A 23,354-nucleotide genomic window follows, 5' to 3' on the forward strand; every position below is an offset into this window, starting at 1 on the left:
ACACCTCTGGCCAAGCTATCGGGAAAGTCATCCAGCCCTGTTATTTCGCTTATTTTGGTTATCTATAAATAACGACAGGATAACATTAATCATTAATTAAACAGTTATTGTCAAAGTTAATACTTACCAGCTTTGCGTAACCAACCGGAGGCGGCTTGTTATTGAAAAATGGCCTGATTATACTGCACCACCTAGATTTAGGAGTTTCAGGGAATATTAATAACTTTCATGGATGGGAAAGACCAATCACATGCAGTTCACATATCAGGACAAACAATTCATGAAAAAGTTTAACAGCGCAATTGCCCTCTCCCTGTTCGGCCTGCTCCTCAGCGGCGGTGCCTGTGCAGAAGGCTGGTATGCAGGTCTGGATCTGACCACCTCTAAAATGGACCTGAAAGGCGAAGCCGAGTGGGCCTATAACAACAAGATCATCGACAATCGCCTCAATGGCGGCAGCCTGATTGCCGGTTACGACCTCAACTCCTGGCTGGCCATTGAAGGGGGCCTGCACGCCCAGCGGATGAGCCAGCAGACCACGTTAACTGGCGCGATCAACGGCTCCATTGACTCAACCATCGACACCCGCAGTATCAGCATTGCAGCCAAACTGAGCCAGCCGCTGGCCTGGGGCTTCAGCGCCTATGCCAAACCGGGCCTGGCCTACACCAGCACCAAGGTGGATGCGACCAGCAGCGCCTACATCCCCAGCATGAGCATGACCACTCAAAGCAGCCAGACCAAGGGCACTGTTCACCCGAATCTGGAAGTGGGTATGGACTACGCCTTCAACGACCACTTCTCTGCCGGTATCGGTTACGAGCGCCAGTTCAATGCCATGACCCTGGGTGACGAGCACTACTCTCTGGATACCTTCAAGCTGGGCCTGCGCTACCACTTCTAAGTCGCGCCGCGCCAGCAGTGCGCAGATACCAATATGCGCACCAGAAAAAGGGCCGCAGGTTTCAATCCTGCGGCCCTTTTTGCTGCCTTTATGTCGCACTTTTTGCCACACTCTGCGCCGTTAGCAGATCTGGTCTTTGCCCAGCTGCTTGGCCTGATAGAGCGCCCGATCGGCGCGCACCATCAGGTTCTCGCAATGCTCATTCTGCTGATACTCCGCCACCCCGAAGCTCATGGTCGCGGGGGCGTGGGGGCAGATGGGCTCGCTCGCCATCAATGCCTGCACCTTGCTCGCCACCACCCGCGCATCCTCGCGGCCGGTGTTGGGCAGCAACACCATAAACTCGTCGCCACCCCAGCGGGCCAGCAGATCGATCTCGCGGATATGGCGGCGCACCAGCGCCACTATGTTGATCAGGGTCTGATCCCCCGCATTGTGGCCATAGCAGTCATTGATCTGCTTGAAGTTGTCCACATCCATGGCGATCACCGTAAACGGCTGATGGAAGCGGCGAGCCCGCTCGCACTCCAGCTGCAACGCCCGCTCCAGCCGATAACGGCTGGCGGCGCCGGTCAGGGCATCGGTCTCCGCCAGCTGACGATTCTCCTCCGCTTTCTGTTGCAGCGCCGCGTTAAGCCGCACCAGCTCGGCGGTGCGCTCGGCAATCTGCTGCTCCAGTGTCTGATTGCGCAGCTCCAGCTGCTCCAGCAACAGCTTCTGGGCGTGGATGTTGCGATGGGCGCCGATCATCCGCGCCACAGAACCGTCCGGGTTGCGGGCAATGATGCGACCGCAATCCTCAATCCAGAGGTAACTGCCATCCTTGGTACGGCAACGATACTCGGCGCAATACTCGGCAACGGCGCCGCTCAGGCAGAGATCGAAGTTCGCCATTACCCGCGCCATATCGTCCGGGTGGATCACGCTCTCCCAGGTAAAGACCGTATTACCGAGGGAGTGCGGCTCATAGCCCAGCATCCGGTACCAGCCGGGGTTGCGATAGACGAAACCGGTATTGGCATTCCAATCCCAGATACCGTCGCTGATCACCTCCAGAATGCCGTGAACCGCAGCCTCGCTAAGATTCGCAATCCTCATCGTGTCACTGTCCTGCACCATAGCGGTTTTCCTTATTCTTCTGCCCCGCGCCACCACGGAGAATCGCTCTGTTATCGTGGGGCGCTACCTTGGCATATTGCAACAGATCTGTCAGCCAGAACCCCACCGCACCACCGTTTCCCCGGTTATCAGCCACTCACGGCGCAGGCTGAATCAGGGTGGCCATAAGTGTGGCTCAAGCGCGCCCCATTTACCGGATTTAACTCACGATTCAGTCATTTGGGGGATGGGATAGATGAGGGGATACCCAGAGGCACCCACAGAGGTCAATCGGCCAGAGTCAGCCGATAAAAATCCGTCTCCTGATGTTTCGGATTGGGGCGCAGAAATACCCAGCCAGATCGCCGGTAATGGTTCAACGCCCGCATATTGGTGCGACTCACGGAGAGAATCGCCCATTTACAGCCCGCTCCCAGCAACTGCTGGCGAATATAAGCCTGCAAGCCAGCGGCCAGACCACGGCCGCGATATTCGGGGAACAGATAAATCAGCTGCACATAGCCAGTCTCGGGTTCATCGGAAAAAGTGCGAAATTCCAGCTGGCCCACCAGTTGTTCACCCACCCAGATATGGAGGTAGTGCCATTGCGCTTGCCCCAGCCTTTCGCGGATCCGCTCCCGATAGCCGTCGATAAAGTCGGCAAAACCATCATGGGTATGAAAGCTGCAAAAATAGGCATCCCTGCGCGCCTGCACACAGAGCTCGTAATCCCGATCCAGATCGATAGTGTTAAATTCAAGTCTCAATCAATGACATCCTGTCGTGTGTTGGTTGGATGTAGGGTGTAATAAGCGCAGCGCATTACACCTTTTGGCAGATAAATAGCAGCGGTGCAATTCACTTCGTTCTTTGCACCCTACCCGATTTTACCAAGTGGGCGAAGTGGACATTGTGGCAACCTGCTCCCCTCACCCTAGCCCTCTCCCAGAGGGAGAGGGGATAAAGCAGCATCGGAAATATGATCGCCAGCCACGTAGGTTCGATTAGCGAAGCGTAATCGGACAGCGGTAACGGCATTGCTCCCTTCTCCCGTTTATTTAAAAAGAAGGAGAAGGGCTGGGGATGAGGGGCGGAAAAAAGAGATTACGCGGTAAACGTTGGGCTTCGCAGGCTCAGCCACAACCTACACAATCGGTAGGTTGGTGCTGAGCCTGCGAAGCCCAACATGCGAGTTCAGCTTATAAGCATGTAAATAGTTCCATTGCGGTCATATTTGAAGGTAAACTGACGACAATTGCAAAATACAATTTACATTACTTCATGGTTTTATTAAATGAACAGCATTATTAATGACTTACTCTCAAAAGGTAAAGAAGGTCTCTGGTGGGACTTCAAACAAAAATTCCACAACAATATGGCTGCAATGGTCCATGATATTCTATGTATGGCTAATGTAATTCACAATGGGAATAGATACATAGCTTTCGGAATATCTGATTCATTAGAAGTAGTTGGATTAAATGACAGTGATAAAAAATATACTCAAGCAGATATTATCACTGCGCTTAGAGGACTACGTTTTAGTGAAGATAACATTCCAAACATTCAGCTTGATTTTTTACAATTTAATGAAGCCAAGTTAGCAATTCTAACAATATTTAATAAGCCTTTAAAACCATATTACCTGACAAAAGAATACAGTCATCAGGGTAGATCAATACGAGCTGGTGTTGTTTATTCACGGACAAATGATGCTAATACACCATTAGATTCATGTGCCAATCCAATTGATGTCAGAGCGATGTGGTTTGAAAGATTCGGCCTCAACCTGACAGCCCCTGATAGATTCTCCATTCTTTTAGAAGATGCCAAATGCTGGGACTATGATGGTATTAGCCAAGCCTTTTATTCTAATGATCCTGATTTCACTATTGAGATTGGGAGTGTAGAGCATGAGGGAGGTAATTATTGGTGGCAAAATTTATATTTTGAGAATGCAAGACAGTTTGACTACCACTTAAAATATAAGAACAAAATTATTAAAACCTTGCCTGTGGTTAATTACTACAACGAGGGTTTGACTATACCATTCCCAAACATTGAATTTATTACCTATCCAGAAGCTCAAGATGGGTCAAATGCCGAATTTTACTGTGAGATTTACTATTATAAAAAAGGAACTATTGAATATAGTTTATTTCAACACATAAGAAAAAGTGAAGTGCCTTGTGATACATCTCAAACACTATCTACACCAATCACAACCCAACTAAAACCACCCATAATAAAATTGCCGTTTTTTATAATTGACAGTGACAGTGAATTAAATGAACTTTCCAAAAAATTCATGGAAAAATATCATGAATTTAATTCCTGCAAGTCAGATTTAATGAGAAAACGTTACCCTAACGAAAATTATAATAGATGGGATGTTGAAAAAATTTTTTCGGAGTGGGTTTTTGAGCAAATAAATCCTCCCTCTGGATTTTAAATTAGTGAATGACATTAAAACGGCGGTAGATTCCTTTACCGCCGTCCAATCCAATCACTCCCCCAACCTCTCCGCCAACCCTGAATAACGCTCGGTCTTTTTCCGCACCGCTTGTGCCAGCAGGGCGCGATCGCCATAGAGATCGAGGCGGGCCTTGGCACGGGTGATGCCGGTATAGACCAGCTCGCGGGTCAACAGCGGGCTGGGGCTGTCGGGCAGCACCAGCACGGTATGGGTAAATTCCGAGCCCTGGGATTTGTGGATGGTCATGGCATAGACCGTCTCGTGGGGTGGCAGGCGGCTGGGCAACAGGGCGCGCAGGGTGCCGTCCGGCTGCTCAAACCATACCTTTAACCGCCCGGTTTCATCGGGCAGGCAGAGCCCCATATCGCCGTTGTAGAGGCCGACCCCGTGGTCGTTGCGCACCACCATCACCGGGCGACCGGCATACCAGTCGCCATCGCGGGCAATGAGGCCAGCCCGTGACAGGGCCAGTTCGAGCCGCTCGTTAAGCCCCAGCACCCCGAACGGGCCGTCACGCAGAGCGCAGAGGATCTGGAAGCTGTTGAATGCCTTGAATACGGCGGCGGGCGCTTCCCCCGCGCGGGCTGCCTTCAGATAGCTGCCGTAACCGGCTACCCCCTGGGCAATCAGGGCGTCGTAGGCCTCCCCGGCCCAGGGGTGCAGGCTGATATCGGCAAAGCCCATGCCCCAGACTGATTCCACCGCCGTGGCATCGCCGCTGTTGCAGGCGCGCGCCAGCTGGCCGATGCCAGAGTGCTGATCAAAGCGCCAGCTTTTGGCCAGCAAGCAGAGGCTGTCGCGCACCGGTGCCCCCGCGGGCGTGCCTTGCAGGCGGTAGCCGGTCTGGCGGGAGAGCCAATCCGCCTGCGCCGGGCTGATGCCCTGTTCGATAAAGCTGCAGATATCGCCGAGCACGGCCCCCGCCTCCACCGAGGCGAGCTGATCCTTGTCGCCGAGCAGGATCAGGCGGGCGTGGCTCGGCAACGCATCGAGCAGGCGCGCCATCATCGGCAAATCGACCATGGAGGCCTCATCCACCACCAGCAGGTCGAGGTGCAGCGGGTTGCCCGCGTGGTGGCGGAACTGGCTGCGCCCCGGGATCACCCCGAGCAGCCGGTGCAGGGTGCCCGCCTCGGTGGGGATCGCTTCGACCCATTCGGGGGGCAGATCGAGGGCCTGCAGGGCAGAGCCGATACTCTCGGTCAGGCGCGCCGCCGCCTTGCCGGTGGGAGCCACCAGCCGGATCGCCGGGGCCTTGCCCGCCTGCAGGCCGGTCTCCACCAGAATGGCGAGCAGTTTGGCGACCGTTGTGGTCTTGCCGGTACCGGGGCCGCCGGAGATCACCGCAAAGGGGCGCGCCGCCGCCGTGGCCGCCGCCAGCTTTTGGCCGTTGCAACAGAGCGCCTCGGGCACCAGCGTATCCAGCTTGCTCAAGTCGCTGGCCGCCTGGGCGCTGGCCAGCAGCCCTTCGATGGCGGGCCAGTCCACTTCGCTAGGGAACACCAGATCGAGATACTTCTCGATAAAGTGGCGGGCTGAGAAGTCAGGGGCGAGGCGGGCGTTGAGCAGCGCCGCGAACACCAGCCCATAGTCGCGGGCAAACAGCCGCGACAGGGCGGGGGCTATCTCCGGCCATTCGGCTCTTTCACTCAAAGCGCGCAGATGGCGGGCCACCCCCTGCTCGTGATCGTGGTAACGGGTGAGATAGAGCCGCCCGTGCCACAGCCGCAGCGGCCAGCGCGGGGCAAGCCCGTCATCCTGTTCCGTACCCACGAGCGGGCTTGCCGCAAACAGGGCGGGCCAGCGGGCAGGGTCCGCCAGATCAGCCAACAGATCCCGGCTCTGCTGGGGATCCAGCCCGAACGGCCGCAGGGATGGCTTTTCGTTACCAGAATGCGCGAGCATCTCCAGCGGCAGGCAGACATGGCCACGCCCCAGCTCGAAGCAGGTGAGCGCAGCCCCCAGCACCAGCTCGGGGCTGCCGCCAAGGTCGGCCACCAGCCTGGCAAACTGCAGATCCAGCTGGCGGATACGGCCAGCCAACGCCAGTGTTTTGAGCCGTTCAACCATCATTGCGCTGGCTGCGGTGCTGATCATGGTGCCGCTCATGCCTCTACCTCGTTTAATTCTGCTGATGAAACACCGCCTGAGCGATCACCATTTCTAAACAACTCATCCAGCCCCAGCACCAGTTCACGGCTCGGGCGGGTATGGAAAATGCCCCCCTGCGGCATGCCGCGCAGGAACAGATAGAAAACGCCGCCAAAATGCTGCTCGAAGTCGTAGCCCGGCAGGCGCAGGGTGAGCAGCCGGTGCAGCGCCAGCGAGTAGAGCTGGTATTGCAGGTCGTAGCGGTGCTCGGCCATCGCCCGCTCCAGCGCCGGACGACTGTAATCGGCGGGACTCATGCCGAGGTGGTTCGATTTGTAGTCGAGCAGATACCAGCGCCCCTGCCACTCGAACACCAGATCGATAAAGCCCTTGAGCATCCCCTGCACGGTGGCAAAGCTGAGCGGCTTGTTGCCCCGCGACAGCGGGTCGTGCTGCTGGCAGAGGGCGGTCAGCGCCGGTGCCGTCACCCGCCCCATGGGCAGGAAGAACTCCAGCTCCACCTGTTTGCGCTCGGGGGCCAGATCCCGCAGCCGCACCGGCTCGCCAAAGCCCGTTTCCAGCGGGGTATCCAGCACCGCTTCGACCTGCTGTTGCAGCACAGGGGCCCAGCTCTCCTCGAAGCCGTCTTGCAGCAACAAGCTGGCGATATGCTCTGCCAGCGACTCGCCACCAGCGCTCTGAAAGTCGATGGTCTCGAACAGGCTGTGCAGCAAGGTGCCGGGGCGCGCCCCTTTCGGGAAGGTGAAGATGGAGGGCTGGGGCGCCTCCTCCGGTTGCTCGGAAGCCAAAGCGGCAGCTTCGGTGACGACCTCATCATCGAAGCCGGGATTGGCCAAGACCCCCTTGCTGTGACCGTGACCCTGCGCCGCCAGCCCGGAGTAGGAGCTGATCCACCAGTCCCGCTCAAGAGAGCCGGTAAAGTGGCGCACCTGCGGCTCGCCCAGCTGCTCCTCTTCTGGCGGCAGCGGGGCCGGACGGGTGAGCGAGGGCTCACCGACGGCCACCCCGGGCAGCGCCTGCGACAGCTCGGTGAGGGCGGTCGCCAGCGTCTGTGCATCCCCCTCTTCGCCCTTTTGCAGCAGGTAGCCGATGGCGGTGTGGTGCAGGTCGGTCTTCTCCGACTTGCCCGCCCCCGCGCGCACCGGCGCCAGCCCCAGCCAGGTGGCGTAAACGCCCCGGGTCAGCGCCACATAGAGCAGCCGCAAATCTTCGGCAAGGCGCTCCCTGTCCGCTTCAGCGAGCGACGAGTCGGCGCCGGTCAGATCGAGAATGGTGCGATTGCCCGCCTCATCCGCCTCGTGATAGAGCGGGGTCTCGGCGGTCCTGTGGCTGCAGATAAAGGGCAGGAACACCAGCGGGTACTCCAGCCCCTTGGATTTGTGGATGGTGACGATCTGCACCAGCTTGCGCTCGGATTCGAGACGCAGTACCTGCTCCGCATCCTGCCCGTTGGGGCGGCTCACCGCCTCCCCCAGCCAGCGCAGCAGGGCGTACTCCCCGTCCAGCTCGCTGCTCACCTGTTGCAGCAGTTCGCCAAGATGGAGGAAGTTGGTCAACCGCCGCTCGCCATAGGGGCTCGCCAAAAGCGAAGAGGCGAGATTGCGCCGGTGCAGCAGGGCCCGCAACATGGCCAGCACGCCGCGGCGATGCCAGATCTTGCGGTACTCCATAAACTCCTGCACTGCGCTCTCCCACGCCCGTTCGTCGCTGGCCAGCCCATCGAGCGCCTTGGCATCGAGGTCAAACAGGCCGGTGGCGAGCGCCGCCCGCAGGCTGCGCTCTTCGCTCGGATTCTGGCAGGCGTGCAAAATCAGCAGGATCTCCCGCGCCTCAGTCTGCTCCAGCACGCTCTCGCGGTTCGACAGATAGACGGAGGCGATGGCGAGGCGCGCCAATTCCTGCTGCACCAGCTTGCCCTCGGCGCCGGTGCGCACCAGCACGGCGATATCCCCGGCCTTCACCGCCTTGTCACCGATCAGCGCCTTGCCCTCGCGGGCCAGCGTCAGCAGGCGGTGGATCTCGGCGGCGGTGGCGCGGGCCATCTTGCTCTGGTAATCCCCCCGATTGAAGGTGGGCTGGCCGCTCAGCTGCCAGCAGTGGAGCACAGGGGCAGTAGCACCCTCGAGCAGCAGCGCCTTGCTCTTGCCCTGCGCCTCCACCGGCAGGAAGGGGATATCCGCCTCGTAGATAAAGGGATCCTTGGCTAGCTCGAACAGGCCGTTGACCGCCCCCACCAGCGCACTGCTGGAGCGCCAGTTGCGCCCGAGGGTATAGTGGGCGCTCACATTTCGCCGCGCCTGAATGTAGGTAAAGATGTCGGCGCCGCGAAAGCCGTAGATGGCCTGCTTGGGGTCGCCGATCATCAACAGCGCCGTGTCTGTGTGGCCGCCGTAAAGCCGATGGAAGATGCGGTACTGCTGGGGGTCGGTATCCTGAAATTCATCGATCATCGCCACCCGGTAGGTGGCGCGAATGCGATCGCAGAGCCGCTCGCCAAGGCTGGAGCCAAGCGCCCCGTCGAGGTCTTTGAGCAGGTCATCGAACGAGAGCTGATGGGCTTGGCGCTTGCTGGCCTGCATCCGGCTGCGCACTACTTTGGCCGCCCGTTGCAGGATGAGATCCCGAATACCGGGGCGGCTCGCCAGCAGTTCATCGATCTGGCTGAACAGCGGCAGAGTCGGCACGGCGCCCCCCTTCTTGAGGTTCTCCTCCAGCACCGTCTGGCCGAAGCGCTCCAGCTCCTTGGGGATGGCGTAGCCACTGCTCTCGTCCTGTGCCCAGTCGGCTATCTTGGCAAGCCACCCTTCGTAGTTCTTGCCGGTGTAACGGCTGATCTGGCCGTCGGTCTGGCGGCGGATCTCGTCCGTCTGCGCCAGCCATTCACTCTTCACCGCCGCGATGCGGCTCATGGCCGCCTGATGGCGGGCGGCGAGGGTCTCGTCCCCCAACACGGGGTGGATCTCCAGCTCGCTGTTGTCGAGCCAGCTGCTCATCTCCCGCAGCAGGGCGGCGGGGCTCGGCCAGAGCGCGCGCACCGAACTGGCGAGGGTTTTATCCACCGGATAGAACTCGGCGCGCCAGTAGTCGCTTACCGCCTGCAGCCTGAGCTGGCTGTCGTCGGTGAGAAATTCGGTTTCAAAGAGGGCACCCGACTCGAAGGCGTTCTGCTTGAGCATCCGCTGGCAGAAGCCGTGGATGGTAAAGACCGCCGCCTCGTCCATCTGCCGCTCGGCGGCCAGCAGGCGGCGGGCCGCCAGCTCGTGATCCGCCACCTCTGCCAACAGCTGGGCCAGCAGGGTGTCACTGCTGTGACCGCGCATAAAGGCGAGGCGCGCCTCGTGGATGCGGCCGCGGATCCGCCCGCGCAGCTCGGCGGTGGCCGCTTCGGTAAAGGTCACCACCAGAATCTCGGTCACCGAGAGCGGCCGTTCATGAGCGCAGGATTGACCCACATCGGCGCCCTCTTCGCCACTCTCTTGTTCAATAACCGGGCCGTGGCCCAGCAGCAGGCGCAGGTAGAGACCGGCGATGGTGTAGGTCTTGCCGGTACCGGCGGAGGCTTCGATCAGTCGTTCACCATGGAGGGGAAAACGCAGGGTATTGAGCGGGTTAGCCATTATTTCAGCTCCTCCAGGGTCTTGAGCAGCGGGGTCAGGTGTTCGCGGGCCAGCGCCTGCAACTGCCCCAGCACCTCGTCATCGAGTTCGGGGAAGCAGCGGGCAACGTAAACGTCTGCCCCTTCCCCATTGATCATCCAGCCGCCGTTGAAACGGGTGAGGGCCGCCTTGTCGGCCGCCTCCGGCTTGTCGGGATCCTTCTCGATCGCCTTGAGCCAATCCCAGGCTGTGTTGGGGAAGAATGGCAGCGGCCGCTTCATCCCCTGCGCCCAGCACGCCACCAGCGCCGCCAGCTTGGGCCGCGCCTCGTCGGCAGCGAGCTTGGCTAACCGCAGACTCTGCTTGGCATCGAACAGCAGGGTGTCGCCGGGGGCGCCGCTCAATGAGAGGCAGAGGTGCTGGATCCAGCCCAGCAGCAGATCCTTGCCGTTGAAGCTGCCGGGTTTGACCACCAGCAAACGCCCCTTCTGAGTGTCAATCCACCCTTGCAGCTGGCCCTGAGTGAGGGAGATATCGATCTCCACCGCCTGCTTTTCTGACTCATTGGCAGCAACCCATGGCCGCAGCCGATCCGCCAGCTTGCCCATCTCGGCATCCAGATCGTCCAACAGCAGGCTGCCGAACCACCCTTGCGGCAACAGGCCGGTGAGCTGCAACCGTTCGCGACGCTCGGTACTATCTCCTTCCGCCAGATGGGCATCGAGCAGCAGATCTTTCAGCTGATAATGTTGCAGGCCATCCAGCTCGAACGGCTCGCTGTCCTCGATGTTGGCCTCGTGCAGTTCAAACCACACCTTGAGGCGGCGGTTGAGGAAATATTTGGTGGGCTGGCGATAGAAGCGCAGCAGCTCCGCCAGCTCCAGCCCCTGTTCCTTGCCCCATTCGGGGGGTAAAGGCAGCTCGCCGCTCTGGAAGTTGGCCGCGCCGCGCACCGGATTGAGGGCGGGCAGCCAGTCGGCAGCATAGGTAAAGAGGCGCGAACCCGCCTCCGGGTAGAAGTAGTTGCGGCTGTAGGGGGTGAGCGGGTGCGCAACCATCAGGTGGTTGAGCAGCCGCTTGCCGGAGGTTTCATCGTCCAGATCCTCATCCCCCGCCAGCACAAAGCCCTGCCGCACATAGTCGATCAGCTCCGCCAGCAGCACCGACGGCACCTTGTCGCTGTTGTCCTGCGCGCTGAAGCCCTGATAGCTGATATAGAGCCCCTGCTGGGCGCTGAGCAGTGCCTCGAGGAAAAGGTAGCGGTCATCATCACGACGGGAGCGATCCCCGCGCCGCGACGCCACCGCCATCAGATCGAACCCCATGGGGGCCAGGGTGCGCGGGTAGACGCCGTCGTTCATGCCGAGCAGACAGACCTGCTTGAAGGGGATGGAGCGCATCGGCATCAGGGTGCAGAAGTTCACCTGACCGGCGAGGAAGCGCTGGCTGGAGCGGGATTCTCCCAGCACGCTGCCGAGATAATCCTGCAACAAGTCGGCGGTGATGGGCTGCTCGAAACGGGCCTCGCCGAGCCGGGTCTGCCACTCGACCAGCTGGCTGCGAATAAGCTGAAGCTGACGCTCTTCATCCTCGTCGGCCAGATAGAAGCGCTCCAGCAGCGCCAGCAGGCAGGCGTTCCACTCGGCCAGCGGCTGGGCCTGTTGCAGGCGGGGCAGGAATTCTGCAAGCGAATCGACAAACCAGGCGAGCTTGCCGAGCGCCAGCCCCTGCTGCCCCTCGATATCGGCGTAGGGCAGGATGCCCGCCACCGGCTCGCCATCCCCCATGGCAAAGCCGAGCAGCATGCGGCGCAGGCCGAACAGCCAGCTGTTGCCGGACATGGGCGGCAGATCGAAGCGGACGGGATAGCCGTCGTTCAGCCCCCAGCGGATGCCGGTCTCCTGCACCCAGACCCGCAGCTGGTTGAACTCGTCGTCATCCAGCTCGAAACGGCGCAGCACGGCGGGCACCTCGAGAATGGCGAGCAGCTCCCCTGCCCCGAAACGGGCGTTGGGCAGCCTGAGCAGGGCGAGGAAGCTTTGCAGCAGCGGGCTCTCCTGACTCGCCGCCCGATCCGATACCGCAAACGGGATCTGGCCCCGCGCGCCAAACACCGCCTGAATGTAGGGGCCGTAGCTGTTTACATCCGGCATCATCACCACCACATCTTTCGGGGTGAGGGTCGGGTCCTGCTCGAACAGCGCCAGCAGCCGATCGTGCAGCACCTCGAGTTCGCGCATCGGGCCATGGCAGGCGTGGATCTGCAAGGATCCATCCGCCGGATCGATGGGGCTCTTGTGATGGCTGCTGTCGAGATCGAACTGACCGGCGCCCCGTTCTGCCAGCTCCAGCACATCCTTCTGGATGGCGCGCAGCAGGCTGACATTGCCTTTGCCATCAACCTCGTCGATATCGACGAAGGCCTCGATTTGCGGCACCTCCAGCTCCATCAGCTGGTGCAGGTAGTCGCGCCCCAGCTTGCCCATGGAGGCGAGCAGCGGGTTGGCGGGGCCCTGCAATGTCTCGATATCGGTGCCGGGTTTGAGCTTGTTTTCGAGGCGCGCCAACGTCTTGCGATCCAGCAGATCTCCCCAGTAGTAGCGGCAGGGGTTGGTGACGAACAGGTGCACCTCCACCTCCGGCCGACTGCCGAGGGCCAGCAGCGCCTCCACATAGCGCGGCGGCAGCGCCGAGATGCCAAACACAAAGACCCGCTGCGGCAGCTTGCCCGGCAGATCGGCGGTACGCTCCAGCTCGTGGATAAACTCCTCGTAGAGGTTGGCGCGGTGGTAGCCGCTCGGAGAGAGCGCCAGCGTGCGGGCCACCAGCTCGCGCCACAGCTCGGGCTGCCAGTCCTGACCGCTCACCCCGGCCAGCTCCTGACTCAATCCTTCCCCCTCTTCCCAGCGGGCGATCCAGTCCGGCCGGTAAACCAGATACTGGTCAAAGAGATCCGCTACCTTCTGGCAGAGCTGCCACAACCGCACCTGCTCGGGATCCCTGGCGGGATCCTCGTCCTCTCCACCGCCCAGATAGGCGGCGAGCGGGGCAAAGGCGGGGCGATCCAGCAAGGCAGGCAGAATGGTCATCAGCTGCCAGCTCATGGATCCCTTGTTGTAGGGACTCTGACGCGGCACATCTGCCAGCACCCGGGTGAACATCTCCCAGATAAAGCTGGCGGGCAGCGGAAAATCGATATTGGCGGCGATGCCGAAGGCTTTGGCCAGCTCCAGCTTGAGCCACTGGGCCATGCCCGGACTCTGCACCAGGATCTGCTCCCGATCGAAGGGGTGAGAGAGAGGGGCCTGCCGGATGCGGCTCACCAGCAGCTCTTTGAGCAGATCCAGCTGATTGGAGTGGTAGAGGGTAAACATGAGCAATTCCCGCCTGTGGATGAGAGGGGGCGAGGGAAAAGGCGAGCCATTTCCGTCACTTCACAAGAGAGGGAATTGTCGGGGATCGGGGGATAAGATGCAAAAGGCACTTGTGGCCAGCTGGCGGGCAAACCGCTGAACCATGAGGGGGGCCGCAGATTTGTGCAGCTGCCTTACCGACCCGGAAAACGCAGACAGAAAAAAGCCGGTGCAGGGCACCGGCCAAAAGGCATTGGAAAACTCAAACTGACTGGCTGTTACCAGCTTTTGCCGAGACGGGCATCCACACTGAAAGCCCCTGCTCCGGCCGCCGCCAGCGCCAGGAAACCACCGGCGACGGAGACGTTCTTCATAAACATCAGCATCTGCATCTGTTCGGCAGGCTGGTAGTGGAAAATAAAGGCGGCCATCAGGGTGAAACCGGCCATCAGCACCGACAGGCTGCGGGTAAAGAGACCCAGCATGATGGCGAGGCCACCACCCAGCTCAAGCAGGATCACCAGCGGCAGGATAAAACCCGGCACTCCCATCGCTTCCATATAGCCCTGGGTGCCGGCGTAACCACCGATCTTGCCCCAGCCCGCAATCACGAACATCAGCGCCAGCAGTACACGACCCGCCAGCAGCGCTACATCTTTCATCTTGTCCATTTCACTCTCCTCGTTTAACTCGTATCGCCACTGACCAATCAGGGCAGGTCAAATAACAGGGCCTGAGTGGCACTTGTCGCAACCAACTCCCACCGGAATTCATCACGACTGAGTACCCCGTCGCCGGGTCGGGCAGCCAGACCGTTGGCGGTCAGCTCCCCTGAAATCATCTGCAGGTAACCGTGTCGGCCAGCCAGTGCCCAGTCGAGCATTTCGCCCGGGGCCAGCTCCAGCCGCCATACGCGGGCCTGCTGGCGGATCACGAAGGATCCCGCCTCGCCATCCGGTGACGCCACCAGCGTCATACCCGGTCTGGACTCAATTTTCTTCTGCTGATATCCGGGTGGAGTGCCGACTTCATTCGGCTCGATCCAGATCTGCAACAGGGAGAGGGGTTCCGTCTGCGAGGGGTTGTACTCGCTGTGGCGGATCCCGCTGCCTGCACTCATCAGCTGGAAATCCCCTGCCGGGATCTGCTCGGCGTGGCCGAGGCTGTCCTTGTGCTCAATGGTGCCTTGCAGCACGCAGGTGAGGATCTCCATATTGGCGTGAGGGTGGGTGGCGAATCCGCCACCCGGCGCAACCAGATCCTGATTGATCACCCGCAGTACCGAGTGTCCCATCCACTCCGGGTCGTAGTAGTGACCGAAGGAGAAACTGTGGCGCGCGTCCAGCCAGCCGAAGTTGGCCTTGCCCCGCGCTTCTGCGGCTCTCAATTGCATCATGGTCTGCTCCTCATCTATCCGGGGTTCGACTTAGCGGGGGTTGCCACCACCGATACCGAACGGAATACGATATTCGCTGCTCTGGCCAGCCAGGCTCACGGTCACTGTGCCTTGAGTGCGCAGCGGCAGACGAACTTGTTGTGTGCCAGTCAGGTCGGCATGCGCTGAGGTGATCAGGTCACCGGCTTCATCGCGCACTTCCAGCATCGGATTGGCTTTGCCATCCATTGCAGCGGTGGCATTCCACTTCACAAACAGCACGCCGGGTATGGCATTTAAGTCAGCCGGTACGGCGGCGTTGGCGAAACCTGTGGTCATCAGGCCTGCAACGGCCAGCATCTTGATTACGTTTTTCATGTTCATTCACTCTCTTGTTTTATATGTCATTGCCAAGGCCGTTTCGGCCAGAATCAATGCATCCATGCAAGAGGTTATTCAAATAGTGTGTTGTTCTTTCACCGACGTCAGACAGACCAATTTGGTGTGTCACAGTGCGGAACTACCCGCATATTTGGCCGCTCGACGTTCCTGCCTAAGCGTTGATTGAATATTAAAGACACTTGGCCTAACTTGTTAGCGAGATAAACTGGCAAACATATTCAAAAAAATTGAAGGTGATAGATGGCCAAGGAATCGAACAAGGAGCGGGCGCTGACCCTGGAGGCAATCCGGGTGCTGGACGCCATCGACCGCCGCGGCAGCTTCGCGGCGGCGGCCGACGAACTGGGCAAAGTGCCCTCGGCGTTGAGCTATACGGTGCAAAAGCTGGAAGACGAACTGGATGCCATGCTGTTTGATCGCAGCGGCCACCGCACCAAATTTACCCCGGCGGGACGCATGCTGCTGGAACGTGGTCGGGTGCTGCTGGAGGCGGCCGAACATCTGGTGGGCGAGACCCGGGCGCTGGCCCGTGGCTGGGAGACCGACATCACCATCGCCGTCGATGCGCTGGTCCCGCTGCAGGCTCTCTACCCCTTGGTGGAGCGGCTGGCCGAACAGACCGATACCCGACTGCGGCTGCGCGCCGAGGTACTGGCGGGGAGCTGGGAGTGTCTGGAAGATGGTCGCGCCGACCTGCTTATCTCCTCGATCAACCCCGATATCATGATGACCGGCATCAAGCATCAGGTGCTGAAAGAGGAGGTGATGCTCTACGTCGCCCATCCCGATCATCCGCTGCATCAGGAGCCCGAGCCCCTGGCGGACGAAACCCTGCGCCGCTACCGCGCCATCGCGGTGGCCGATTCGGCGCTACGCAAGCCGGTGCTCACCTATCGCCTGCTGGACAAGCAGCCACGCCTCACCGTCAGCACCATGGCGGAGAAACGGGATGCCCTGCTGGCAGGGATTGGGGTCGGCACCATGCCACAGAGCTGGATCGATGAGGACATCAGGGCCGGACGGCTCAAGGTGATCAGCCCCGAATATCGCCATCAGTTGCAAGTCGTGCTTGCCTGGCGGCGGGACACCATGGGCAAGGCCAAAAGCTGGCTGGTACGAGAAATTCCCAAGCTGTTTCAAAACAGTCGCGGTGAATGAGCCTCGCGTTGCCATAGCCATTCGCCATAACAAAAAGAGAGGGGGAGCAACATGCTCCCCCTCTCTCATCTTCGGCACACCTTGTCAGGTATGGCTTACTGGTTCGCTTCTGCGAACTGCTTCATCGCTTCGGCGTGCTTGGTCATGCCGGCGGCACGATCGTTGAGGTTCTTGATGAACTCCGCCTTCTTGGCCGGATCTTCGATGCGGTCATAACGTTGCTGCAGGTTGGCCTGGATCTGCTCCGGGGTCATGTTCTGCATGCGGGCCATCTTGTCGTGACGACCACCGTGGTGCTTGCCACCTTTCATACCACCGCCATCCATCGGGCAATCCACCATGGCACCGGACTGGCCGGTGGGGGCCGCTTCACTGGCGGCATAGGCGCCCAGCGGCAGGCCAAGGATCAGGGTGGCGGTCAGCAGGGTTTTGGTCAGCTTTTTCATGGTCTATCTCCTGTAGGGATGATTCTGGTTCGGCGCTCTTGCCTTGCCCTCAAGTAAACACCCGTCAAGTGTCTGAACTTTGCCAGCATCGCCCTTTTTTGTAGCAGAGTGTGGCATCGTGCGGATCTGGCACACTTTGACACAAACCGCAGGGCGGATTTTCGTATACTCGTGCCAACGCCAAGCAGGGGAGGTATTCATGAACCAGGGCAACACCCACATTCTGGTGGTCGACGACCACAGCGAGATCCGCGATCTCTTGAAGCGCTTTCTGGAACAGCACGGCCTGCGGGTCAGCTGCGCCCGGGATGGTAAAGAGATGAAGCGACTGCTGGAGGAGCGGGAGTTCGATCTGCTGGTGCTGGATCTGATGATGCCGGGTGAAGATGGCCTGACCCTCTGCCGCGAACTGCGCGCCAAGTCGAGCCTGCCCATCATTATGCTGACCGCCATGGGGGAAGAGACCGACCGCATCATAGGGCTGGAGATGGGGGCCGACGACTACCTGGCCAAGCCCTTCAACCCGCGCGAGCTGCTGGCGCGCATCAAGGCGGTGATGCGCCGAACCCAGGCGGATAATCAACCCGCCGCCGAGACCCTGACCCGGGATCTGCGCTTCGATCGCTGGCTGCTCGACGTCAATCGCCGGGAGCTGGTCGATGAGGATGGGGTGGGCCTCAGCCTCTCCACCGCCGAATTCGATCTGCTCAAGGTGTTTCTCGAACGACCGCAGCGGGTGCTGAGCCGGGATCAACTGCTGGATCTGGCCCGTGGCCGCGAGGCGGTGGCCTTCGATCGCGCCATCGATACCCTGGTGAGCCGCCTGCGCCGCAAGCTGGAGCGGGATCCCAAGAATCCTGAGCTGATCAAGACCATCTGGGGTGGCGGCTATATGTTCTCCGCCGACGTGACACAGGTTTAAGCAGTGGGCGCCTTGCGACGACTGTGGGCACGGATGTGGCCCAAGGGGCTGACCGGCCAGATCATTCTGGTGGCGCTGGCGGGGTTGATCCTGATCCAGCTGCTCAGCATCCAGATCTACCGCTCGGATCGGGAGGAGGCACTCGGCTTCGTCAACAGCCGCAACGCCATGCAGCGGATCATCTCGGTGGTCAGGCTGCTCTCCCTCTCTCCCCCATCCCTCTATGACGAGATCCTCAAGGCGAGCCGCAGCGAGACCCTGCTGCTGCGCCTCTCTGACGAGCCGTTGCAACCGGATAACCGCAGCCCGCGCTTCGAGCAACTGGTGCGCTCGCGCCTCAACTATCCCCCCGGCCTCACCGTCGAGATCAGCGCCGAGCTGAAAGAGGATACCCAGCGCAGCAAGGCGTGGGAGCATCACGCCCGCATGATGCGGGATCGCAAGGGGCCGCCCCCGCCACGGGATATGCGGCTCTATGGCTCCATCGAACTGCCGCAGGGGGGCTGGCTACAGTTCAGTTCGCTGGTCGACAAGGAGGCGGGCAGCTGGTCGTGGCAGACCACCCTCAACCTGATGCTGGTCGCCAGTCTGGTGATCGGGCTGATGGTGCTGCTGTTTCGCCGTGCCACTCGCCCGCTGCAACAGTTGGCTGGCAATGCCGAACGGCTCGGACGGGGCGAAGATATCGAGCCGCTGCAGGAGGTGGGGCCGACCGAGATCCGCGAATCGATTCAGGCCTTCAACCGGATGCACACCCGGCTCGATCGCTTCGTGCAGGACAGAACCCGGATGCTGGCGGCCATCTCACACGATCTGCGCACCCCCATCACCAGCCTGCGGCTGCGCACCGAATTTCTGGCCGAGGGCGAGGACAAGGAGCGCATCCAGCAAACCCTGCAACAGATGGAGCAGATGCTGGCAGCAACCCTCAGCTTTGCCCGCGAGGAGGGGCAGCAGGAGGCCACTCGCGAGCTGGATCTGGTCAGCTTGCTGGTCAGCCTGTGCGATGACTATGCCGATACCGGCCAGCCGGTCACTTGTCTGGCGGAGGGCAAAGAGGTTTACGCCTGCCGGGCCAACACCCTGCGCCGGGTGCTGCAGAACCTGATCGGCAACGCCATCAAATATGCTGACAGCGCCGAAGTGTCGCTGGAACGCCGCAAGGAAGAGCTGTTGATCCGGGTCTGCGACAACGGGCCGGGGATCGATCCGGCGCGGCTGGAGGATGTGTTCAAACCCTTCGTGCGACTCGACGAGGCGCGCAACACCGAGTCGGGCAGCGTGGGGCTGGGGCTCTCCATCGCCCGCACTCTGGTCCATCAGCACGGCGGTGAGCTGACCCTGCTCAATCGGCCACAAGGGGGACTGGAGGCGCGGATCAGTCTGCCGCTGTAAGTAGTCACTCTATCCGCCAGCCTTGTCATGGCGCCGTTTGCATCATGCAAACTTCATCATGTGAGCGCTTGTTCTTCGATGAGAAAGGTGGTGATAATCGATGACCACGGGACGGTATACGGCAACGGATTGGAGCAAGGATGGCCTCTTCCAGGACAGGAGTCATAGTCACTATCGGATGGGGGCTCCTGCTGCTCGCCCTTGCCCTGCCTGCCTGGGCCAAAGCCCCGGCAGAGCCGATCATCATTACCAACTCCAAAGCCTGGCAGCCCTTCTCCTATATCAATGAGTCGGGCCAGCCGGATGGCCTGCTGATCGACCTGTGGCGTGAATATGCCCGGGTAACCGGCCAGAAGATCGAGTTCCGGCTGGTCGACTGGCAGCAATCTCTCGATCAGCTCAATGAGGGTCAGGCGGATGTTCATGCCGGACTGCTCTGGTCCCCGGAGCGGGACAAGCTGTTCGACTATGGTCAGTCCCTCGCCCAACTCGACTCCCAGCTCTTCTTCTCGAGCGAGCTGCGCGGCACCGATGTGCACTACTCCCTGCTCCATGAAACGGTCGGGGTGGTGGCCGGTGGCTACGAGGAGTATTACGCCAGACGCTACTTCCCCAGCACCAGACTACAGACCTTCGATGACAATGACGCCATGCTGGCCGCGGTTTTCAAGGGGGAGCTGAAGGCCTTTATCGCCGATCTGCAGGTCGCCAATTTCTATCTCTATACCTCGGAAGATCCCACCCGCTTTATTCCGGTTCGCCACCTCTATACCGACCAGATCCGCTTCGCCGTTAAAAAGGGTGACCTTGCCCTGTTAAGCAAGCTGGAAGAGGGGTTTGCCAAGATCAAAGAGAGTGATCGGGAGCGGATCATCCGCAAGTGGATGCATGTCGAGACCATCTACCCCATCCATCTCGGCCCCTGGCTGCTGCTGGCAGGAGTGCTGATCACGGTGGCCTACATAGTGCAACTGCGCCGTGCAGTCGCCAGCCGCACCGCAGAGCTGAGCCGGGCCAACGCCAGACTGGAGAAACTGGCCAGTACCGACCCCCTGACCGGCCTGCTCAATCGACGGGCATTCATGCCTGCCATGGAGCAACGGCTGGCAAGCGGCACGCCCTGTGCCCTGCTGCTGTTCGATGTAGATCACTTCAAGGAGACCAACGACCGCTTTGGTCATGGCATCGGGGATCTGTTGCTGGAAAAGCTGGCCACCACGGTGACCAACCTGTTGCCCGAAGAGGCTCTGCTGGCCCGCATCGGCGGGGAGGAGTTTTGCCTGCTGCTGCCGCTGGCCACGCTGGCGGAGACAGAGCAGTGGGCCGAGCGCATTTGCCTGGAGAGCAACCGGCAAACTCTGCACACCAGCAGCGGCGAAGTGACACTCTCCATCAGCACCGGGGCGGTCTGGGTAGAAGCAACGATAAAGGCTGATGCCGACCAGCTACTGCGGCAGGCCGACACCCTCATGTATCAGGCCAAGGGGCTGGGGCGAAACACCTGGCAAGCCGCCCCCTATCAGGCATAGCCCCTGACGGAGGCACAATAAAAACGGCCGCCATCCGAAGATGGCGGCCGCATGACAGGTTCCCAATCAGAAGTTGTAGGTAACGCCCAGGTTGTAACGGCGACCATCCAGCACAGTGCCATAGCTGCTGTAATCCACCGCCTTGTCGAACAGGTTGTAGACCCCGGCGGTCAGATCCAGATGCTTGTTGGCCTTGTAGACCAACCCCATGTCAAAGAAGGTATAGGAAGGGGTCCCCTCCGCCATCTTCACCCGGCTCAGGTACTCGGAGGTCTCGCCACGGAAGTTGACCCGTGACCAGAGGTTGAGATCCTCGGTGGTCTGCCACTCTACGCTGCCGTTGAACATATGGCGGGGCATCTGGTTGAGGGCATGACCCGCCAACGGGCCGCTCTTCTGCTCGGACTGGGTAAAGGTGTAGCTGGAGCTGACCGACCAATCCTCGTTGATGGCCCAATCCATCATCCCCTCAACCCCGCGCATGTTCGCCTTGTCGACGTTGACCCGGTCACTGATGAAGTCATAGCTGTGACCATTGAGGGTACAGGCAGGATCGCTCTTGCTGGTGCAACGACGCACTTCGGAGATCTTGTTCTTGAAGTCGGTGTTGAACAGGGTAACCCCGGCGTTGAAGCCCTGATGGCCGTTCCACAACAAGCCAATCTCTTCACTCACGCTGGTCTCCGGTTTGAGATCCGGGTTGCCGACCAGCATGCCATCGAGGCTGCCACCACCGGTGACCTGACCCCAGTTGGCCGCCGACATGCGCAAGTCAGGGGAGCGGTAACCGGTCGAGACGCCCCCTTTCAGGGTCCAGCTCTCATCCAGATGCCAGACGCCGTAGAGACGTGGACTCCAGTGAGATCCGTAGTTCTGATCCCGATCCATGCGGGCGCCGCCGGTCAGGGCAAAGCTGTCAGTGAGTGACCACTCGTCCTCGACAAACATCGCCCAGCTCCAGCGGGTCAGCTGCTCGGCAGGGTTGGCCACTTTCAGGGTATTGCCCTGATCGTGCAGATCCTCATAGCGATACTGACCACCGACACTCAGGTAGTGATCCCCCAGAATGAACTGGGTATGGGTATCGGCGATGGTGTTGGTGAGCTCCATCTTGCGGCCGGGGTTGGTGTTGGTCTCCTGCTGCAGATAGCTGCTGGACGAGCCGAAATCATACTGACCATCATGGGTCAGCGCATAGTTGGTGCGCTCGTAGCGGTTAAGGCTCTCTTTCGCCTTTGCATCCAGTGAGTTGCCAGCCGTACGATCCCGATCCTGCAGGCTGCGACTGGCTTCCAGATCGAAGCGGTTATGGTCGTCAGGTTTGAAGCTGATCACGGCCGTGCCACTGCGAGTCTCCTGCTCGGCAAAGCCCTGGGTAAATTGGTCTTCACCACGATGCGCCAGCTGACCATTGAAACGCAGCCCCAACACACCATCAATCAATGAACCTGCGGTATAGGCATCAGTCTGGAAGCTGTTGCCGGCATCCTTGTTCTCCTGGAAGGTAGAATCAGCGTGCACCGAGCCCTGCCAGGCCAGTCCGGTGGTCTTGCGGGTAATCACGTTAATCACGCCGCCCATGGCATCCGAGCCATAACGGGATGACATGGGGCCACGGACGACCTCAATCCGCTCGATCGCCTGCAATGGTGGCAGCCACCCCTGCTCGATGCCCGGGCCATCACTATTGGGGCGAGTACCGCGGCTATCCACCTTCTTGCCATCAACCAGCATCAGGGTGTATTTCGAGCCCATACCGCGAATGCTGATATCACTGCTGCTGCCACCGCCAGTCACCACGACACCGGGTACATCCTTCAGGGCATCAGTCACATCCCGATATGCCCGTTTCTCCAGCTGCTCACGGGTAATAACGGAGATGGAGGCGGCAGAGTCTTCAATCTTCTGCTGGAAGCCGGCAGCGGTGACGACCATCACCTCTTGTTCGGCAGCATAGGCTTGGGTTGCAAGAAGGGAGCAGATCAGCAAGGCAAGCTTGTTCGGTTTCACTGTTGTCATGTTTTGGCCTGAACGTTTTTAGTAGGAAAGTGGCGTATTCCCTTACTTCACTTGTTACAACGCCCTGGCATCCGGCCAGGAGCAGCATTAACAAAGGCTCATTTGAAAAGCACTTTATTAATCAGCCGGCATTGTAACGACCCCATCCAGATCATTCAAACAATAATCATTATCATTTAATTCGTATGGCATTCCTGCCGTAGAACAGACCAATAGAACAGCCATTTCTTGATAAGTGGCTGTTTAAAAAGAATAAATCCATAACGAAATAAGGGGATTACACAAACAAGAGCAAGCGATGACGTACCGTTGCCAGACGGCCTGATTTAATCATCAAGCTCTGTCAGCTTGCGGTGGAAAAACATGTTCAACATGGGATGTGCAAGAATACAGAGGTGAAAGCAGTGTAAAGAACACCAACAGGGAGCAAGATATTGCCATCGTGGTGGGATGGGGCAGCAGCCCAAAAGCAGGCTAAAAACACCAAAGCCCGGTCGAGAGGCCGGGCTTATATGTTCGTTCTGGTGTGCAAATCTATCGGCCAAGGGGTAAATAGCCCATAGCAAAAA

At 59.7% G+C, this 23,354-nt stretch carries 16 protein-coding genes; 6 read left to right on the forward strand and 10 right to left on the reverse strand.

Translation table 11 applies throughout. The features are described 5' to 3' along the window. Positions 1-280 precede the first annotated feature (280 nt). Entirely contained in the window at positions 281-904 is a 624-nt protein-coding gene (locus tag LD28_RS0113185) for a porin family protein (protein ID WP_033137436.1), read from the forward strand. A gap of 120 nt (positions 905-1,024) precedes the next feature. Here the strand turns inward: LD28_RS0113185 and LD28_RS0113190 are convergent, their stop codons facing one another. Both LD28_RS0113190 and LD28_RS0113195 read right to left on the reverse strand, forming a co-directional pair. Beyond that, positions 1,025-2,023, reverse strand: a complete 999-nt coding sequence (locus LD28_RS0113190) for a GGDEF domain-containing protein (protein WP_033137421.1) — start codon at positions 2,021-2,023, stop codon at positions 1,025-1,027. Positions 2,024-2,289: 266 nt separating this feature from the next. Continuing rightward, complete coding sequence (locus tag LD28_RS0113195; RefSeq protein WP_033137422.1) at positions 2,290-2,769, reverse strand: GNAT family N-acetyltransferase; 480 nt, start codon at positions 2,767-2,769, stop codon at positions 2,290-2,292. A gap of 527 nt (positions 2,770-3,296) precedes the next feature. Here LD28_RS0113195 and LD28_RS22520 point away from each other — a divergent pair. Further along, positions 3,297-4,454, forward strand: coding sequence for an AlbA family DNA-binding domain-containing protein (locus tag LD28_RS22520; protein WP_081959566.1), 1,158 nt, complete (start codon positions 3,297-3,299; stop codon positions 4,452-4,454). 54 nt (positions 4,455-4,508) lie between these two features. Here LD28_RS22520 and recD read toward each other — a convergent pair whose 3' ends face one another. From recD to LD28_RS0113225, 6 genes are all read right to left on the reverse strand, one after another. Beyond that, entirely contained in the window at positions 4,509-6,587 is a 2,079-nt protein-coding gene (gene recD / locus LD28_RS0113200; RefSeq protein ID WP_033137423.1) for an exodeoxyribonuclease V subunit alpha, read from the reverse strand. After that, positions 6,584-10,207, reverse strand: a complete 3,624-nt coding sequence (recB, locus tag LD28_RS0113205; RefSeq protein ID WP_033137424.1) for an exodeoxyribonuclease V subunit beta — start codon at positions 10,205-10,207, stop codon at positions 6,584-6,586. The genes recD and recB overlap by 4 nt, the downstream gene beginning before the upstream one ends. After that, positions 10,207-13,560, reverse strand: coding sequence for an exodeoxyribonuclease V subunit gamma (gene recC / locus LD28_RS0113210; RefSeq protein ID WP_033137425.1), 3,354 nt, complete (start codon positions 13,558-13,560; stop codon positions 10,207-10,209). The genes recB and recC overlap by 1 nt, the downstream gene beginning before the upstream one ends. A gap of 257 nt (positions 13,561-13,817) precedes the next feature. Next, a complete protein-coding gene (locus LD28_RS0113215; protein WP_033137426.1) occupies positions 13,818-14,210 on the reverse strand; it encodes a DoxX family protein in 393 nt (130 codons plus the stop codon). A gap of 38 nt (positions 14,211-14,248) precedes the next feature. Continuing rightward, positions 14,249-14,935 (reverse strand): pirin family protein, encoded by a 687-nt coding sequence (locus LD28_RS0113220; RefSeq protein ID WP_033137427.1) that lies wholly within the window; start codon positions 14,933-14,935, stop codon positions 14,249-14,251. 30 nt (positions 14,936-14,965) lie between these two features. Then, the gene (locus LD28_RS0113225) at positions 14,966-15,298 is read right to left on the reverse strand and encodes a hypothetical protein (RefSeq protein WP_033137428.1); all 333 of its coding nucleotides are present in this window, start codon (positions 15,296-15,298) and stop codon (positions 14,966-14,968) included. Between the two features lie 258 nt (positions 15,299-15,556). Between LD28_RS0113225 and LD28_RS0113230 the strand changes: the two genes are divergently transcribed. Then, positions 15,557-16,474, forward strand: coding sequence for a LysR family transcriptional regulator (locus tag LD28_RS0113230; protein ID WP_033137429.1), 918 nt, complete (start codon positions 15,557-15,559; stop codon positions 16,472-16,474). Between the two features lie 95 nt (positions 16,475-16,569). Here the strand turns inward: LD28_RS0113230 and LD28_RS0113235 are convergent, their stop codons facing one another. Continuing rightward, on the reverse strand, positions 16,570-16,920 hold the full coding sequence (locus tag LD28_RS0113235; protein ID WP_033137430.1) for a hypothetical protein: 351 nt from the start codon (positions 16,918-16,920) through the stop codon (positions 16,570-16,572). A 199-nt stretch (positions 16,921-17,119) separates the two neighbouring features. Here LD28_RS0113235 and LD28_RS0113240 point away from each other — a divergent pair, with 199 nt between their 5' ends. The 3 genes from LD28_RS0113240 to LD28_RS0113250 all read left to right on the forward strand — a co-directional run bounded on the left by LD28_RS0113240 (position 17,120) and on the right by LD28_RS0113250 (position 20,766). Then, the gene (locus LD28_RS0113240) at positions 17,120-17,842 is read left to right on the forward strand and encodes a response regulator (protein ID WP_033137431.1); all 723 of its coding nucleotides are present in this window, start codon (positions 17,120-17,122) and stop codon (positions 17,840-17,842) included. Positions 17,843-17,875: 33 nt separating this feature from the next. Beyond that, positions 17,876-19,237: an ATP-binding protein gene (locus tag LD28_RS0113245; protein ID WP_033137432.1), complete on the forward strand. Its 1,362-nt coding sequence runs from the start codon at positions 17,876-17,878 to the stop codon at positions 19,235-19,237. Between the two features lie 140 nt (positions 19,238-19,377). Beyond that, a complete protein-coding gene (locus LD28_RS0113250; RefSeq protein WP_033137433.1) occupies positions 19,378-20,766 on the forward strand; it encodes a transporter substrate-binding domain-containing diguanylate cyclase in 1,389 nt (462 codons plus the stop codon). A 66-nt stretch (positions 20,767-20,832) separates the two neighbouring features. Here LD28_RS0113250 and LD28_RS0113255 read toward each other — a convergent pair whose 3' ends face one another. After that, on the reverse strand, positions 20,833-22,785 hold the full coding sequence (locus LD28_RS0113255; RefSeq protein ID WP_033137434.1) for a ligand-gated channel protein: 1,953 nt from the start codon (positions 22,783-22,785) through the stop codon (positions 20,833-20,835). Positions 22,786-23,354 lie beyond the last annotated feature (569 nt).

This window comes from Aeromonas finlandensis (genome assembly GCF_000764645.1).
GTDB classification, from domain to species: Bacteria; Pseudomonadota; Gammaproteobacteria; order Enterobacterales; family Aeromonadaceae; genus Aeromonas; species Aeromonas finlandensis.

What these genes read in the sequence shown, in the direction of transcription:
- recD (WP_033137423.1), bottom strand. Translation starts at nt 6,587, where the DNA reads ATGAGCGGCACCATGATCAGCACCGCAGCCAGCGCAATGATGGTTGAA.
- LD28_RS0113220 (WP_033137427.1), bottom strand. Translation starts at nt 14,935, where the DNA reads ATGATGCAATTGAGAGCCGCAGAAGCGCGGGGCAAGGCCAACTTCGGC.
- LD28_RS22520 (WP_081959566.1), top strand. Translation starts at nt 3,297, where the DNA reads ATGAACAGCATTATTAATGACTTACTCTCAAAAGGTAAAGAAGGTCTC.
- LD28_RS0113240 (WP_033137431.1), top strand. Translation starts at nt 17,120, where the DNA reads ATGAACCAGGGCAACACCCACATTCTGGTGGTCGACGACCACAGCGAG.
- recB (WP_033137424.1), bottom strand. Translation starts at nt 10,207, where the DNA reads ATGGCTAACCCGCTCAATACCCTGCGTTTTCCCCTCCATGGTGAACGA.
- LD28_RS0113250 (WP_033137433.1), top strand. Translation starts at nt 19,378, where the DNA reads ATGGCCTCTTCCAGGACAGGAGTCATAGTCACTATCGGATGGGGGCTC.
- LD28_RS0113255 (WP_033137434.1), bottom strand. Translation starts at nt 22,785, where the DNA reads ATGACAACAGTGAAACCGAACAAGCTTGCCTTGCTGATCTGCTCCCTT.
- LD28_RS0113190 (WP_033137421.1), bottom strand. Translation starts at nt 2,023, where the DNA reads ATGGTGCAGGACAGTGACACGATGAGGATTGCGAATCTTAGCGAGGCT.
- LD28_RS0113245 (WP_033137432.1), top strand. Translation starts at nt 17,876, where the DNA reads ATGTGGCCCAAGGGGCTGACCGGCCAGATCATTCTGGTGGCGCTGGCG.
- LD28_RS0113215 (WP_033137426.1), bottom strand. Translation starts at nt 14,210, where the DNA reads ATGGACAAGATGAAAGATGTAGCGCTGCTGGCGGGTCGTGTACTGCTG.
- LD28_RS0113185 (WP_033137436.1), top strand. Translation starts at nt 281, where the DNA reads ATGAAAAAGTTTAACAGCGCAATTGCCCTCTCCCTGTTCGGCCTGCTC.
- LD28_RS0113225 (WP_033137428.1), bottom strand. Translation starts at nt 15,298, where the DNA reads ATGAACATGAAAAACGTAATCAAGATGCTGGCCGTTGCAGGCCTGATG.
- LD28_RS0113230 (WP_033137429.1), top strand. Translation starts at nt 15,557, where the DNA reads ATGGCCAAGGAATCGAACAAGGAGCGGGCGCTGACCCTGGAGGCAATC.
- recC (WP_033137425.1), bottom strand. Translation starts at nt 13,560, where the DNA reads ATGTTTACCCTCTACCACTCCAATCAGCTGGATCTGCTCAAAGAGCTG.
- LD28_RS0113235 (WP_033137430.1), bottom strand. Translation starts at nt 16,920, where the DNA reads ATGAAAAAGCTGACCAAAACCCTGCTGACCGCCACCCTGATCCTTGGC.